Annotated in this window: 18 protein-coding genes; 9 read left to right on the forward strand and 9 right to left on the reverse strand. The window is 37.2% G+C overall.

The features are described from left to right. Positions 1-83 precede the first annotated feature (83 nt). From AC4MRQ_RS20070 to porN, 6 genes are all read left to right on the forward strand, one after another. On the forward strand, positions 84-314 hold the full coding sequence (locus AC4MRQ_RS20070) for a hypothetical protein (RefSeq protein WP_491199501.1): 231 nt from the start codon (positions 84-86) through the stop codon (positions 312-314). Between the two features lie 167 nt (positions 315-481). Further along, positions 482-1,450: a PorP/SprF family type IX secretion system membrane protein gene (locus AC4MRQ_RS20075; protein WP_491199502.1), complete on the forward strand. Its 969-nt coding sequence runs from the start codon at positions 482-484 to the stop codon at positions 1,448-1,450. A 46-nt stretch (positions 1,451-1,496) separates the two neighbouring features. After that, entirely contained in the window at positions 1,497-2,825 is a 1,329-nt protein-coding gene (gene porK / locus AC4MRQ_RS20080; RefSeq protein ID WP_491199503.1) for a T9SS ring complex lipoprotein PorK/GldK, read from the forward strand. 45 nt (positions 2,826-2,870) lie between these two features. Continuing rightward, positions 2,871-3,704 (forward strand): type IX secretion system motor protein PorL/GldL, encoded by an 834-nt coding sequence (porL, locus tag AC4MRQ_RS20085; RefSeq protein ID WP_491199504.1) that lies wholly within the window; start codon positions 2,871-2,873, stop codon positions 3,702-3,704. Between the two features lie 37 nt (positions 3,705-3,741). Beyond that, positions 3,742-5,301: a type IX secretion system motor protein PorM/GldM gene (porM, locus tag AC4MRQ_RS20090; RefSeq protein ID WP_491199505.1), complete on the forward strand. Its 1,560-nt coding sequence runs from the start codon at positions 3,742-3,744 to the stop codon at positions 5,299-5,301. Positions 5,302-5,319: 18 nt separating this feature from the next. Continuing rightward, a complete protein-coding gene (porN, locus tag AC4MRQ_RS20095) occupies positions 5,320-6,168 on the forward strand; it encodes a type IX secretion system ring subunit PorN/GldN (protein ID WP_491199506.1) in 849 nt (282 codons plus the stop codon). 81 nt (positions 6,169-6,249) lie between these two features. Here porN and pyrH read toward each other — a convergent pair whose 3' ends face one another. The 4 genes from pyrH to AC4MRQ_RS20115 form a co-directional block, all read right to left on the reverse strand. Next, positions 6,250-6,957, reverse strand: a complete 708-nt coding sequence (gene pyrH, locus AC4MRQ_RS20100) for a UMP kinase (RefSeq protein ID WP_491199507.1) — start codon at positions 6,955-6,957, stop codon at positions 6,250-6,252. Between the two features lie 241 nt (positions 6,958-7,198). Continuing rightward, positions 7,199-7,798 carry a TlpA family protein disulfide reductase gene (locus AC4MRQ_RS20105; RefSeq protein ID WP_491199508.1) on the reverse strand — a complete coding sequence of 200 codons (600 nt, stop codon included), beginning with the start codon at positions 7,796-7,798 and terminating at the stop codon, positions 7,199-7,201. Positions 7,799-7,850: 52 nt separating this feature from the next. Beyond that, positions 7,851-8,507 carry a hypothetical protein gene (locus tag AC4MRQ_RS20110; RefSeq protein WP_491199509.1) on the reverse strand — a complete coding sequence of 219 codons (657 nt, stop codon included), beginning with the start codon at positions 8,505-8,507 and terminating at the stop codon, positions 7,851-7,853. 5 nt (positions 8,508-8,512) lie between these two features. Beyond that, entirely contained in the window at positions 8,513-8,896 is a 384-nt protein-coding gene (locus AC4MRQ_RS20115) for a DUF8840 domain-containing protein (RefSeq protein WP_491199510.1), read from the reverse strand. 125 nt (positions 8,897-9,021) lie between these two features. Between AC4MRQ_RS20115 and AC4MRQ_RS20120 the strand changes: the two genes are divergently transcribed. Next, a complete protein-coding gene (locus AC4MRQ_RS20120) occupies positions 9,022-9,567 on the forward strand; it encodes an aminoacyl-tRNA deacylase (protein WP_491199511.1) in 546 nt (181 codons plus the stop codon). A 63-nt stretch (positions 9,568-9,630) separates the two neighbouring features. Here AC4MRQ_RS20120 and AC4MRQ_RS20125 read toward each other — a convergent pair whose 3' ends face one another. Continuing rightward, positions 9,631-10,095: a pyridoxamine 5'-phosphate oxidase family protein gene (locus tag AC4MRQ_RS20125; RefSeq protein ID WP_491199512.1), complete on the reverse strand. Its 465-nt coding sequence runs from the start codon at positions 10,093-10,095 to the stop codon at positions 9,631-9,633. 74 nt (positions 10,096-10,169) lie between these two features. Between AC4MRQ_RS20125 and AC4MRQ_RS20130 the strand changes: the two genes are divergently transcribed. Beyond that, positions 10,170-11,465, forward strand: a complete 1,296-nt coding sequence (locus tag AC4MRQ_RS20130) for an MFS transporter (RefSeq protein WP_491199513.1) — start codon at positions 10,170-10,172, stop codon at positions 11,463-11,465. Between the two features lie 114 nt (positions 11,466-11,579). Then, positions 11,580-12,371, forward strand: coding sequence for a hypothetical protein (locus tag AC4MRQ_RS20135; protein WP_491199514.1), 792 nt, complete (start codon positions 11,580-11,582; stop codon positions 12,369-12,371). A 60-nt stretch (positions 12,372-12,431) separates the two neighbouring features. On the opposite strand, the gene AC4MRQ_RS20140 is transcribed toward AC4MRQ_RS20135, so the two are convergent. From AC4MRQ_RS20140 to AC4MRQ_RS20155, 4 genes are all read right to left on the reverse strand, one after another. Then, positions 12,432-13,004, reverse strand: a complete 573-nt coding sequence (locus AC4MRQ_RS20140; RefSeq protein ID WP_491199515.1) for a YceI family protein — start codon at positions 13,002-13,004, stop codon at positions 12,432-12,434. 24 nt (positions 13,005-13,028) lie between these two features. Further along, positions 13,029-13,742, reverse strand: coding sequence for a pirin family protein (locus AC4MRQ_RS20145; protein ID WP_491199516.1), 714 nt, complete (start codon positions 13,740-13,742; stop codon positions 13,029-13,031). Positions 13,743-13,863: 121 nt separating this feature from the next. Then, on the reverse strand, positions 13,864-14,754 hold the full coding sequence (locus tag AC4MRQ_RS20150) for an AraC family transcriptional regulator (RefSeq protein ID WP_491199517.1): 891 nt from the start codon (positions 14,752-14,754) through the stop codon (positions 13,864-13,866). Between the two features lie 32 nt (positions 14,755-14,786). Beyond that, on the reverse strand, positions 14,787-15,027 hold a 241-nt coding region (locus AC4MRQ_RS20155), incomplete at its 5' end, for a winged helix-turn-helix domain-containing protein (RefSeq protein WP_491199518.1).

A 15,027-nucleotide genomic window follows, 5' to 3' on the forward strand; every position in this document is an offset into this window, starting at 1 on the left:
AAGGCATTTATCTTGAAGCACAGGCAATCTGGCACATACTAGAAGGCATAGCTTGACGTTATAATGATTATCCAGTAAAAGAATTGGATACATACCGTCAGTTTTTTGTTTTTTTAGAGGATTACGAGCTGGAGATCAAGTTTTATAACAATCCTGAAAACAACAGATGGTGGGTTGAGATACCTGTTGACAATGGGACAGTTGAAGTAATTGCATGTTCACAAGCTGATTTTAATATTGCCTCAGCGAATGAAATACCTGAAAAATGGTTTCGCTTTATTCAAAAAAAAGATTGTAAATCAGCTCAAAAGTAGCTTTTTGTAATTAATGCAATTGAAAAATGAAACCTTTATAATAGAATTAGAGTATATATCCCCAGCATTTTGTCAGCTGGTAAATAAAAGGCCTTAACTGAGTTATTTAAGGTCAATAATAATTAAAGAACGAAGGTTCGTAATGTTAATACCAGCTTTTTTATGGCATGGCTAGGAGAATAGTAATTTTTCTGTTATTTTGCGTTGCTTCTGTTGCAAAGGGGCAGCAGTATCCACAGTTCAGTCAGAACATGTTTAATCACCTGACTGTCAACCCAGGATATGCTGGAACAAGTGAAATGGTAAATGTAACACTCGGTAACAGACAACAATGGATGGGTGGATTTACTCCGGAAGGGGGCTCCTCCATGGCACCAAGCACAACGGTATTTGGTGTTGATACAGAAATAAATTTATTGGGATGGAATAGCGGAATCGGTTTATCCATAATGAATGATAATATCGGAGCATTTACAACATTGTATATGTCTGGCATATATACAAGAAGATGGGAAACAGATTACGGTAAATTAGGAGTAGGACTTTCTTTGGGACTGATAAACCAGGGCATCGAAGGAAGTATTTTAGAAACAATGCCTGGTGAAGATTTAATGGGAAGTGATTATCACTCACAAGAAACATTCCCTGATGACGAAGGCATGGCTTTTGATGCTGGCATTGGAGCTTTTCTGGAACACAAGGATTATTACCTGGGGATTTCAGTAGCTCACATTAATCAACCAAAACCTAAATTTAAGGATACATACACTTCTTACCTTGACCGTACTGTTTTTATCTCTGCTGGTTACCGCATGCAGATGAAAAAAAGACCGATCGTATTAATTCCATCTATATTTCTAAAATCAAATATGTCGAGTTATCAAATTGATTGGAACATTAACGGCATATTGAAGGATAAGTATTGGGGAGGTTTAACGTATCGAATGCAAGACGCTATTGTATTACTTGGTGGTGTCGAATTAAATAATGGTTTACGCATTGGATATAGTTATGATATAAGCATTTCAAAACTTAGCGGAGCAAAAAACGGCTCACATGAACTTATGTTAGGATACAGTTTTGATTTGAGCTTAGAAAAAAGAAAGAAACAATACAAGAGCGTAAGATATTTATAAATAAGTAATTAGATTATATAAGAGTAATTCAGATATTAAGGCTATTATGAAGAAAGTACTTGCCATCAGTGTCGTTTTTATCACCATCTTAACTGGATGCGGACAATCCAGTGGTGGGGAATTAACAGGCGTCGCACGCCGGGCCTCATTCTATGAACCAGATCCTTTCGGAATGTTATTTATTCCACAGGGAAGTTTCAATATGGGACCAAATGATATGGACGTTGCCAATACAATGACCTCACAATCAAAAACAGTTTCTGTCCGTTCATTTTGGATGGATGAAACAGAAATTACTAACAGTGAGTATCGTCAGTTCGTATATTGGGTAAGAGATTCAATTGCTCGTCGATTGTTAGGTGAGCAGTTCGAAGAGTTCTTAATTAGTGAAGACTATCTTGGAAACGAAATTGACCCACCATTCCTGAATTGGGAAGAAGAAATTGAGTGGGACAATGAAGAATATGCTGAAATTCTGGATGAAATGTTTTTGGCTGAAAACGAAAGATTCTTCAGGAGAAAAGAAATCGACACACGCAAGCTTACCTACGAATATGAATGGGTAGACCTTCTTCAGGCAGCTAAAAGAAGTAACAGATATAACTTTGAAACAAAGCAATACGAAGGTGTTGTTTATGACCAAAACGGTGAAGAACGTGAAATCAATGATCGTTCTGCTTTCATCATGAAAGATGCTGTTAATGTTTATCCTGATACCTTATGTTGGATTGCTGATTTCACATACTCATTCAATGAGCCTTGGGCAGAAAAATACTTTTGGCACCCAGGTTTTGATGAGTATCCTGTCGTTGGTGTTACCTGGAAACAAGCTACTGCTTTCTGTATTTGGAGAACTCAACTGTTAAACAACTATTTAACTAGTAAAGGTGAACCGCCAGTAAACAATTACAGATTACCAACTGAAGCAGAATGGGAATATGCCGCACGTGGAGGTTTGGAACATGCTATGTATCCTTGGGGTGGAATGTATACCCGCAATGATAAAGGATGTTTCCTTGCAAACTTCAAGCCTTTACGTGGTAGATATGGTGATGATGGCGGTATGACTTCAGTGTCCGTAGGTTCATACGCACCAAACGACTATGGATTGTTTGATATGTCAGGTAATGTTGCAGAATGGACTTCAAGTGCCTATGATGAATCTGCATACACTTTTACCCATGATTTCAACCCAACTTATAAATACAATGCCTTACCTGATGATCCGCATGTGATGAAGAGAAAAGTGTTGAGAGGTGGATCCTGGAAGGATGTTGGATACTTTTTGCAAAATGGAACACGCACATATGAGTACCAGGATTCTTCTAAATCATTTATCGGTTTCCGATGTGTAAGAGATTACATTGGTGACTAAACTTAATCAATTTTTAGGACGGTTAATTGAAAAAATTAGGTCATTATGAGTATTTCGGAATTTGTTGAGAGCCCTGGCTATAAAAGAGTAATGGGTAAAGTATATGGTCTTGGTGCTGCTGTAGTAATTTTAGGAGCACTTTGGAAGATTCTTCACTTACCTTATGCATCTATAATGCTCATTGCAGGTTTAGGTACCGAAGCAATTATATTTGCTTTGTCAGCTTTTGAAAAACCGCATGAAATGCCTGATTGGGGTCTAGTCTATCCAGAGTTACATGGACTAGAACCAAAAGATCATGGCGCAAAAGGAGGTGGCAGTGAATTAGCTGCACTTGTTCAAAGTGGTAATTTGGATAATAGTGATATCGAAAAATTAACAGATGGAATTAAAAAACTATCAACAACTTCGTCGCAATTATCTGATTTAAGTAATGCAACAGTAGCAACGGATGCATATATACAAAATATGAGATCTGCAGGTGATGCAGTTGGACAATTTGCCAATCAACAGGCTTCTATGGCTCAAAGTAGTCAGGCCTTGGCAGACGTTTACGCATCATCGGGTAATCAAATTAAAGAACACTTCGAAATACTTTCTGCCAACAATCAAACTTATGGTGAAAAGCTTGGCGATGTGGCCAAAAACTTGGCAGCTATTAATTCAGCTTATGAGTTGCAACTACAAGGTGTAAATAGTCAGGTACAAGCCTCACAAGCATTAACACAAGGTTTATCAGAGATAACTAATCAATTCCAGCAATCAGCAAATGATGCAAAGGTTTATCGTGAGCAAGTAGCCCAATTAAGTCAATCTGTATCTGAGTTGAACTCCATTTATGGCAATATGCTAAGTGCTATGAATATGGGAAGTAAATAATCAGAGATCATTATAAACTGCTAAAAAGTACAACATTATGAGTGGCGGAAATTGTCCCGAAACCCCCAGGCAGAAGATGATCGGTATGATGTATCTTTTTCTGACAGCAATGCTTGCATTGAATGTGTCAGGAGAATTACTTCAAGCATTTCAACTGGTAGATGAAAGTATACAAGAGAGTATTAATGCTACAAATGTCAAAAACAACCAATTAGTTAGTCAATTTGAAAAAGCAGAGTTGGCCAATCCTCAGAAAGTAAAGCCAATTCGCGATAATGTTAATATAATATATAATGAAGCAGATTCTTTATATAATCATATTGACACTTTAAAAATGATAATGGTTCGTACTGTTGATTCAGAGGGAACCATAGATAATTACAAAGGAGCAGACAACCAGGATGTAGCTGCTCAAATAATGATTACTGAACAGCAAGGTGCTCGAAGTGAGGAATTGAAAGCAAAAATTGGCGAGTATAAAGAAACCCTCCTTAGTTATATTGACGAGGAAGATACAGTGCTAATTAAGAATATTACAAAGAGTTTGTCAACCGAGCCTAAGCCACCATCAAAAAAAGGTCAGGTGCAACAATCATGGGAAAGTCAAAAGTTTGAACATTTACCATTATCGGCTTCATTTGCTCTTTTAAGTAGTATTCAAAGCAATATTAGAAATGCTCAGGCTGATGTTACCAACTACATGCTTAATAGAATCGACGAAGGTTCATTTAAATTTAACAAAGTAGAACCAATCGTTATACCTCGTTCAGAAATTGTTATTAGAGGAGGTGAGTATCGGGCTGAATTATTATTAGCTGCAACAGATACGCTCCAATTGCCGGAATATAATATTGACAATTATACTGTAGAAAGACAAGAGAATGGACGAGGCATATTAACAATTCCAGCTAACTCATTGGGTGAAAAAAGCTGGAAAGGTGTCATCAGTATGAAAGGTCCTGATGGGCAACCCCGTACATATCCTGTTACAAGAAACTATGAAGTAATTCAACCAAATGTTGTGATTTCACCAACAAAGATGAATGTGTTCTATGAAGCACTTGAAAATCCTGTTGAGATATCAGTACCTGGTATATCAGGCAGTCAACTGAAAGTATCATTTGGTAATTGTACTTATCGCAAACGAGGTGATGTTTATTGGGTGAAGCCTAGGCCTGGCTTTGCCGGGGGAAAGGCTGTAGTAAGTGTTTCGGCTGAAATAAATGGTAAAACAAGACGCCTTGGAAGCCAGGAATTTAGAATTAAACCTTTGCCACTACCATATGCCACTTTTGCAGGCAAAAGAGATGGAAAGGTCAGAAAAAACCTTTTAATCAGCCAAAGCGGTGTTTTTGCTGAGATGGGACCCGACTTTGATTTTGAACTTGAATATAAAGTAACTCAATTTAGCATTGCTACCATCAAAAATGGATTCTACCAATCAGAACTTTCTAATAGTAACCGAGTTACAGAAGCACAGAAAGATTTATTGAAAGGAGTTTCTAGGGGAGCAAAAGTGACAATTGAAGAAATTAAGGCTATTGGACCAGATAATAGAAACAAAAAGTTATCTCCGATAGTAATAACTGTTGACTAGGAAATTAAATAAAAAGCAATGAAAAGATTATTCTTTATCCTGATTGTAATGGTTGGTTTTTGTTCAGTAGATGTGACTCATGCACAAGAAGTGAACACCGAGTTATACACTAAAGACCATGTACCAAATCGTAAGCCAATTCCTTACGCTCATGTACGTGAGGCAGATGTTCTATGGGCAAAAAAAATCTGGCGAGTAATTGACTTGCGTGAGAAGATTAACTTACCAATGTATTATCCAACTACACAGATGGATGATCGATATAGTTTAATCGATCTATTAATGTATGGTATCAAATTTGAAGGACTAACGGCTTATTCTACTAAGACCGAAGATGAATTTCAGGTAGCACTCTCATTGGATCAGGTAATGCGCGAAATGGGGGCAGTTTCTGATACACAGCAAGTGCGTGATGTAGAAACTGGTTTATACGTGGATAAAGTAATTGAAGGTGATGTTCGTTCAACAGAGATTAAGCAGGTCATGTTGAAGGAAATCTGGTTCTTCGACCGTAAATATTCACGCATGGATGTTCGCATTATTGGTTTATGTCCAATTAGAGAATATGTTGCCAGCAATAATGGCGAGGGAGAAATAAGAAAGTCGCAAACTTTTTGGATTTACTTCCCGGAAGCACGTGGTTTACTAGCCCGTCATGAAGTATTTAACCCTCGAAACGATGCTCAAAGACGTACTTTCGATGATATATTTATTAAGCGTTATTTTGGTAGTTATATCTACAAAGAAGCAAACGTGTATAACAACCGTCGCATCGAGGATTACACTGCTGGTATGGAAGCTATGATGGAGTCAGAGCGAATCAAACAAAGTATTTTCGAGAAAGAACACGATATGTGGGAATTCTAACCTACGGATAAAGTTTACTAGTCTATATATAAAATAAAAGGGAGCAAATTGCTCCCTTTTCTATTTTATAAATACCTGATATTAATTCTTAACAAGAGTCCCGATATTCTCCCCTTTAAGCACCTTAATCAGGTTGCCTTTTGTATCCATATCAAATACAACTATATCAAGTTTATTCTCCTTACACATGGTTGTTGCAGTCAGATCCATGATCTTTAGGCCCCGATTGTAAATCTCATCAAAGCTTATTTCATCGAATTTAGTTGCATTAGGATCCTTCTCCGGATCAGCTGTATAAATACCATCCACACGTGTGCCTTTTAACATCACATCGGCCTCAATTTCTATACCACGTAATGAAGAGCCTGTATCAGTAGTAAAATATGGATTTCCTGTACCTGCAGCCATAATAACTACTTCCCCATTCTCAAGAGCCTCTATGGCTTTAGGCTTATCATAGTACTCGCCCACCGGATTCATTCTGATAGCAGTCAAAACACGCGTTTTTACATTCATCGACTGTAATGCTGATTGAAGGGCTAATCCATTAATTACAGTCGCCAACATACCCATTTGATCGCCTTTATAACGGTCAAACCCTTTTGAAGCACCACTCAGGCCTCGAAAGATATTACCACCACCAATGACAATACCTATTTGAACACCCATTTCCGAAGCTTCTTTAATTTGTTCGGCATAATCATTTAAACGCTCAGGATCGATGCCATAGCCCTGATCACCCATTAAGGACTCACCACTCAGTTTTAATAATATGCGTTTGAATTTCATTGTCGTTATTTAATTGATATTTAATGCGGATCAAAGATAAAAATAATAAACAGGCTCTACTTCGAAATGGATAACTTAAGTCAGCTGTAAAGTAGAATATTCGAGATAAACTCGCATAATGAGGAATGTAATATTCTGGAAATTTGCTGGTATAGCAGAAAGAGCTGAACAAACGTTTTATTTGTCTGCAGGCTTGTCAAATATGGTAATCCTTTAGAAATTCTGTTTTAACAAAGCTGGCTTATAACATACCATTGATTAATTCTTTTACCCTGCTCCCATCCCAACGCGCAGCCCCTTGCTTTTTCATGACGATTTGCCCTTCGGGAGAAATAAGAAAGGAAGCCGGGATACTTCGGGAAGCAAATACATTTGGTTGGCGACTTCGAAGAACATATACAGGAAAGCTATATTCTTTCTTTTCTACAAATTCGCGTAAAATACCTTTCGACTCCTGACTTACCATGACAAAAGCTATATCATCCTTAAATTCATCATAAAGTCGCTGAATAGATGGCATTTCGGCCAGGCATGGCGGACACCAGGTAGCCCAGAAGTTTATAAAAATAACTTTGCCTTTTAATGATGAAAGTTCAAGCATGTTTCCATCCAGATCCTCAATATGCCATTGATAGTCCTGCTCACTTAAGTAATTAACATCTTTACTTTCGCGCGGCGTAAACATACTGTAACGAATGATGGTTGAAGAAACCACCTTTCGGGATGCAGGGAAGATCATTGCAACTACTAATAATGTGAACAGAAAGTCAAAAATGATCCCAAGAATCGTTTTCTTCCGTCGATATTTATACCATTGTTCGGCCCAGAATCCCTTTTTCATTTCTGTTAATTTACTTGTATTGCTATAAACAACCCATCGCTATAATAGTTGCTTAAAATAAATATTTCCAAATTGATCGATAACTTTTAATACCTGCATTTACCTCAACCTTTATCCAACTGCTGCCAGAACCAATTGCGGCCTTTTGCTTAAACGCATCAACATTAATGGAAATATTATGCGTGGTACCTGGCATTAGTGTCAATGGGAAAATATTATCGTTTCCCCCTTTGATTCTGAATCGTCGTGCTTTTTTAAATGGTGCACTAAAGGCCAATACAGGTGGCGAAAATGTTAAACTCTCCTTCGTATGATTTCGGATAGAAATTGTTGCAATTCGTTCTTTGCTTGTCTTATTACGCTTTATACTAACACCGACCCATACAATCGATGGTGTCAGGCGCTGCAACCACCCTCTTTTAGTAGCAACATAAACAAAAAGCACCAAACCCATTAAAATATACAAGGAAATCATCTCTGGATTTTTACCTTCTCTTTTTTGCTGCTCTTCGTAATAAAGTTCATTGAGAGGTTTCACTTGTGTGTCATCCTCGATAAGTTCGTTGGGTTGAGAAGGTCTTGATGCATCAAAATTAGATCTGTCAATCCGGCCTCCGCGTCCACAAATTTGCATCAGCATTAAAAATGCCAGGCCAGCAATAATCAATAATCTGTTTTTTCTGTAAAACTCTTTTATATTATTCAGCATCTTCACTAATAGCTTGGGAACAATTCTAATCCTTTATAATTAATATAGTATTCACCATCTTTCACCGGTCTGGCCATTTCTTCATCTGTCTGGCCGTTAGCATTTGCTATACCAACACTAGCAAAATAACAAATAGCATTATGCTTATTCCCATGCTTCATTACTTCGGCTGCGATGTGAGGCAATAATAAACCCATATCCGGATAAGTGGCTGTACGCACCACAACAAAGTATCTTTTTTCATCTTTTGTAGCGAGTATCTGTGGATTTACATCAGGTTCTTTTCGAACATTCAGGACTTTAAATCCCTTATCTATCATGTCTTTATAAACCACTTTTATCCCTAAGAAATGAAGTTCTTCTGTCGTTAGCTCTTGTCCTTTTTCCATACTCCCTCTTTATAATGACGCACAAAATTGGCATAAATAATCGAAAACAAAAATATATTCTGAGAATCAGTACATAAGCACAAAGCTCATTTTTTTCAGCTGAAAACTCTTTACAGCAACTCAATTTGGCAGTAACTTTTGTTTGCTTTAGTCTGAAACACATTATTAAATATTTAATTGGAGGAAAGGTTATGCCACTTACACGTCTTGAAAAATTTTTAAATCTGGAGCACATCAATTATAAACGGATTGTGCATTCCAGAGCATATACAGCACAAAAAACAGCTGCATATTCGCATATTTCAGGCAATGAAATTGCCAAAACGGTTATGGTTAAAATTGATGGTAAACTTTGTATGGTCGTACTTCCGGCGTCTTTTCAGGTTGATCTGAAAGAATTACAAAGAGCAACTGCTGCTAAAGACGTACGTTTAGCAACTGAATCAGAGTTTAAAGATGCGTTTATTGATTGTGAAGTCGGTGCTCAGCCACCTTTTGGCAACTTGTATAACATGGAAGTTTTTGTTGCTGAAAAACTCACAGAGGATAAAACCATTGCCTTTAATGCATGTAATCACGCTGAACTGATTCAGATGACCTACAAAGATTATCAACGATTGGTACATCCTACAGTAATCAAAATTTCGAGAACACATTGGGCTGATGCCTAGTAATGTGAGACGCTTAAATGTTCGGTGAATCTGTATACCCAATCAGGATTCACCGAACATTTTTTATTCCCAATCACCAGCTTGTTTCGCAGATAACGAATTTATAGTCAGTTTCAATACCAAGGTTCTTTTAAGTGCAGCCGGTATATACGAGTTGTCTGACTTGCCATGTTGTCTCATCAATACATCCAGTCCAAAACGTTTCTGCTCATCATCCTGAATTATTTCCATATCACCAGTGCCAATAACCGATCGATATCTTGTCGTGTATTGGCATGCCTCTTTTCCTTTTATTACTTCACTTTCATACTCGATTTCAAATGCTAGTCTGCTGTTCTTTTTAATTAATTCGAGTTTTCGACCTTCAAGAGCACAGTGGAAGTATAGTGCATCATCATGATAACCATAATTCATGGGTACAATATATGGATAAGGTTCATCATTGAATGCTAAACGGCATATGCTTGATTGCGATAAAATCTTCTGGATGATCTCCTGATCAGTTATTTCTCTTTCTTTTCGACGCATAACAATTGTTTTCCCGAATATACTTGTTGCAGCTCAACCACCAAAGCCTCATGTTAATTTATACCTTTGCGATAATGAAAAAGCTACAGGAGTTTATACAGCCAGCCAGTTTCCCATTTTTCTATGGTTATATTATATCAATTGTAGGGACAATTGGAATTTGGGCCAGTATTCCTGGTCAGACAGCTGGTGTTTCAACATTTACCGACCCGGTTAAAGAAGCTTTAAATCTAACACGTAATCAATTTAGCCTGGCTTATATGATTGGAACGCTCACCAGCTCATTTGTTTTAACACGGGCTGGTAAGTTATACGACAAGTATGGTGTAACATCAACAGCTGCTTTGTCAATATTATTACTTGCGTTTACCTTATTTCTTTGCTCCGTTTCAGAACATATCACTCAATCGATTCAAAGTCTTACTGGTTTCATTCATTGGTCAGTACCATTCTTTACAATGATTTTACTATTTTTTCTGATGCGCTTTAGCGGACAAGGAGTTCTGACAATGGCATCGCGAAATATGATCATGAAGTGGTTCGATCAACGACGAGGCCGTATTAATGCTTTCAGCAGTGTTAGTGTTTCATTAGGCTTCTCAGCATCTCCCCTTTTCATTGATTCCTTGATTCAGAGATTTGGATGGCAGGGAGCCTGGCAGGTGATGGCATTGGGATTGATACTTGTTCTGGTAATGGTTTTGTTATTCTTTAAAGACAATCCTGAACAATTTGGACTTCAGCCAGATGGTATTAAGAAGCTAAGCACTACTAAATCGAAAGTATTGGATGAAAAAGCTTATACGTTGTCGCAGGCCGTGCAAACCAGAAGTTTCTGGATGTATACTCTCATATTGGCTTTCCATGCTTTCTTTATTACCGGATTAACTTTTCATGTGGTATCATTATTTAGTGAGGCCGGATTAAACCGAACTGAGGCTATCAGTATTTTTCTGCCAATAACATTTGTATCAGTACTTATCTCTTTAATAGCTAACTTCATCAGTGACTGGATAAAACTGAAAGTAATTTTATACGTGATGATCGGAGGTGCAATACTGGCAAGTATTGGATTGGTTTTTATATCGAACCAATATGGCATTTATCTTATCATTATTGGATTAGGCATTACTGGTGGTCTATTTGCGGTGATTAATGCTATTACCTGGCCTCGTTTTTTTGGACGAACAAACCTTGGGGCTATTTCAGGAAAAGCCATGTCAATAATTGTGATGGCTAGTGCTTTGGGTCCTTTTTTGTTTAGTTCTTCTAAAACTCAACTTGGTTCATACAGTTATATCGCTTATGTCTGCTTAGTTTTCCTGACTGTTATTTCAATAGCCTCAATCAAAGCTAACACACCTGAATAAAAATCACTTGAGCAAGTAATTCTTATCTATATAATTTTAATAGGATTTCTCCACATTCGGGCATAGTTTTTGTTTCAATCGTGATATTATTTTATAACCTTAAAAATTCTTATCATGAAAAACCTATACCTCAACCTGATTTTTGTATTCTCTGTTTATCTCTTTTCTTCCTGTTCAAGCTACCAATTTGCTACCCTAAACAGTAACCTGGAACAACCTTTTTCCGATGGTTTTATTTATGAGAATGATACAATTCAACTGCATTATGCCTTTAATGGCCCTAACTGTCCGTTGCATTTAAGCATTTACAACAAACTGGAGCAACCTATTTATATTGATTGGAACCGATCATCTTTAATTATCAATGGCGAGACATTTCCCATTAATCCAGAAACAGCTGTATTTAGTGCCGAGTACTCGGAAATTTCCACTGAGTTTCACAACAATACTTATACTGATGGAAGCTCTGTTGGCTCGATAATGAATAATGATCGCAGTGGATTTATCCCGCCACAATCGTTATTAAAGCTTGATAATGTAACAGTCTGCTCAGGGTTTTTAAATACCAATATGGGTTCAAAAGAAGAAAGAAGAACCTTGAAAGCGGCAAATGGTCAAAGTTATGATGTTAAAGCATACGACTTTTCAAAAGAAAACTCACCCTTACTTTTTCGAAGTTACGTAAGTTATAAAGCCAATACGAAAGATGACTGGAAGTTTATTGACAGTAACTTTTGGGTGACTTCAATCTACCAAACTCTTGATACACGCTTACCTGAAAAAGCCAATCAATTCTATGTATCAAAATCAACAGGAGTGGGTGAAGTTGTTGGCTTAGCAGCCCTGACCGGTCTGGTAATTATTGCTGTAGACAATAATGATTTTGATGAAGAATCTTCATTATGATTCTTAAAAGGTATTAAGCGATATGTTTTAGCTCATATCGCTTAATACCTTTTAATTGTATCACTCAACAATTAATTTTACATCCATCGTAAATTCGTTATCAATTGCTTTATCTCCTAAGTTATCAAAGAATGAACCTGATCCGTAGCGAATACCATATATTGTTCGATCAACGGCAATAGAAGCAATGTATGAGTTTTCCTTCTTTTCTACAGTAAATTCAATCGGTTTAGTTTGTCCTTTAATCGTCAATTGTCCATTGACAGAGGCTTTATCACCTTTGAATTTTTCGGCCTTTAGAATTTCAAGTGTGGCAGTTGGAAACTGTGTAACACTAAAGAAATCATCTGAATGTAAATGTCCGATGAGTTTTTTATTGTAATCTTCATTTTCAATATCAGTATTGGTCATACTGGACATGTCAATTACAAATTTACCATCCTGAATATTGCCTTTCGTCAGGCTCAGATTTCCCTCCTTCAGTTTAACATACCCATAGTGAGATGAACCAACTACCTTAGTACCTGTCCATTTAATTGATGTTGCATCAACGTTGGCTTTAAATTCCTGTGCAAAAGTATTGACACTAATAATGGCCATCACCAATCCTAAAATAAAAATTCTTGCTTTCATAAGTATCAAATTTATTGTTGTTAATTAATTATTCATTGGAATATCCATAATCAGAACACGTGTATCTGATTGCACTTCTAATTTTATTTCAGAAGCTTGAGTTATCGCAACCGCATCCCTTCTATTTAAAGTGTATTTATCAAGTTTAACTTCCCCATCAATCACCATTAAATAGATTCCATTGCCTTCTTTTTTAACCTGGTAGTTGCCTGTCCAACCGGCTTCTAACTGTCCCATATGAAACCATGCATCCTGATAAATCCATACACCATCATCGTTTTCATTTGGGCTTAGAACCTGGTATAATTCGTTCTCTTTGTGCAAGGAGCTCAAAGAAATTTGTTGATACCTTGGTTCCACCTGTCGTTGATTTGGGAATAGCCAGATCTGAAACAGGTTGAGTTCTTCCTCATCACTACCATTAAATTCACTGTGGAAGATTCCTTTGCCGGCACTCATCACCTGTATTTCACCACTTTCGATATAAGAAGTATGTCCCATGCTGTCCTTATGTGCCAGACGGCCTGATAGAGGAATCGTAATGATTTCCATGTTATCATGCGGATGGGTGTCAAATCCCCCCGATGGTGCGATAACATCATCGTTTAAAACGCGCAACACACCAAAATGTATATGTTCGGGATTGTAGTAATTGGCAAAGCTAAATGAATAGTTAGCCTTCAACCACCCATAATCTGCTTTTCCTCTGCTTTCGGCTTTAATCACTTGTATTTGCATTACTTTAGATTTTTGTACAATGCAAACTTACAGTGATTTTGGACGCTGCTTGTTACAAAAAACAGCTTAATAATTATAAAAATCAGACATTCATGTCTTTTTATCTGAAAGGACGAAATAATTATGTCTTTCGCACAGATTGACGAAATGCAATTGGTGATTGCCCACTATGCTTTTTAAAGAAGGAAGTAAAATGCGATGGTTCCTCAAATCCTATTTCGTAGGCCAGCTCCTTACCTGATAAATCGGTGAAGAGCAGTAAACGTTTGGCCTCAATCATAACTTTATCCTGAATAAATTCTTTGGCCGACTTACCCGTTTTACCTTTTATATACCGGTTAAGGTACTCGCTTGAGACCGATAGCTGCTCGGCATAAAACTGCACTTTATGCGCCTGTTGATAATGCTTCTCAATTAACCCTTTAAAGCCGTACATTAAACGATTGCTACCTGTTTCATGTTCGGAAGTGTGTTTTGATAAATTGCAGGCTCCCGAAACATTGATGATAAAAAGTTTCAGTAAAGCTCCTAAAGCATCATATCGAAAATAGTTATGCCCTTGCTGGTAGAACTGCATCTGATTAATGATCCCTTTAAAGGTTTCCAGTTGCTCAGGACTAACAGGCATTGGAGGTGAATCGCCAAAGGTGGTGAATAAATATGTGCGATCAACAAGTTCTTCGCTAATACCATTTTGCATTAGAAAAGTTTTACTGAAATTAAGAACGTACCCATTAGGGCGTTGGTCGGTCAAAAACTGGTGTACCTGACCCGGATACACAAAATGAATTGCTGCTCCATTTAAGGGATATTCCTTAAAATCGATTTTGTGTATACCTCCAAGCTCTTCTTCAACCAGAATAATTGTATAATAATCATGGCGGTGTGGTTGATCCAGCATTTCAGGTTTACCCTGCATCTGATCAAAGATATCAGCCGTTGACTTTAGAATAAAATCAATGGAATCACCATTAGGATGCTCTAGCTTATATGTCTGTATTTCATTATGCATGTCCGATTGAGAAACAATATTACTCCGTTGACTTATCCATTTAATACAAAGCCAACCTTAGGCACATTCTCAATAGAAACAGATTCGTCTTCTTTCAGATACTTCCTCAGCTTGGCTATGAACACGTCAAGGCTTCTGCCATGGAAATAATCATTTTCGCCCCAGATGGCGATTAAAATATCTTCTCGTTTTACAATATTGTTCTTGGATAAGCAAAGGATTCGTAATACATCACACTCCTTTTGTGTTAATCGTTTCGTAAAACCCTCCATT

This window comes from Carboxylicivirga sp., from assembly GCF_982718395.1.

Bases quoted from the DNA above. Each gene is read 5' to 3' on its own strand.
- AC4MRQ_RS20150 (WP_491199517.1), bottom strand. From the start codon at position 14,754: ATGCATAATGAAATACAGACATATAAGCTAGAGCATCCTAATGGTGAT.
- AC4MRQ_RS20075 (WP_491199502.1), top strand. From the start codon at position 482: ATGGCTAGGAGAATAGTAATTTTTCTGTTATTTTGCGTTGCTTCTGTT.
- porL (WP_491199504.1), top strand. From the start codon at position 2,871: ATGAGTATTTCGGAATTTGTTGAGAGCCCTGGCTATAAAAGAGTAATG.
- porN (WP_491199506.1), top strand. From the start codon at position 5,320: ATGAAAAGATTATTCTTTATCCTGATTGTAATGGTTGGTTTTTGTTCA.
- AC4MRQ_RS20135 (WP_491199514.1), top strand. From the start codon at position 11,580: ATGAAAAACCTATACCTCAACCTGATTTTTGTATTCTCTGTTTATCTC.
- pyrH (WP_491199507.1), bottom strand. From the start codon at position 6,957: ATGAAATTCAAACGCATATTATTAAAACTGAGTGGTGAGTCCTTAATG.
- AC4MRQ_RS20125 (WP_491199512.1), bottom strand. From the start codon at position 10,095: ATGCGTCGAAAAGAAAGAGAAATAACTGATCAGGAGATCATCCAGAAG.
- porK (WP_491199503.1), top strand. From the start codon at position 1,497: ATGAAGAAAGTACTTGCCATCAGTGTCGTTTTTATCACCATCTTAACT.
- AC4MRQ_RS20115 (WP_491199510.1), bottom strand. From the start codon at position 8,896: ATGGAAAAAGGACAAGAGCTAACGACAGAAGAACTTCATTTCTTAGGG.
- AC4MRQ_RS20105 (WP_491199508.1), bottom strand. From the start codon at position 7,798: ATGAAAAAGGGATTCTGGGCCGAACAATGGTATAAATATCGACGGAAG.
- AC4MRQ_RS20110 (WP_491199509.1), bottom strand. From the start codon at position 8,507: ATGCTGAATAATATAAAAGAGTTTTACAGAAAAAACAGATTATTGATT.
- AC4MRQ_RS20140 (WP_491199515.1), bottom strand. From the start codon at position 13,004: ATGAAAGCAAGAATTTTTATTTTAGGATTGGTGATGGCCATTATTAGT.
- porM (WP_491199505.1), top strand. From the start codon at position 3,742: ATGAGTGGCGGAAATTGTCCCGAAACCCCCAGGCAGAAGATGATCGGT.
- AC4MRQ_RS20130 (WP_491199513.1), top strand. From the start codon at position 10,170: ATGAAAAAGCTACAGGAGTTTATACAGCCAGCCAGTTTCCCATTTTTC.
- AC4MRQ_RS20145 (WP_491199516.1), bottom strand. From the start codon at position 13,742: ATGCAAATACAAGTGATTAAAGCCGAAAGCAGAGGAAAAGCAGATTAT.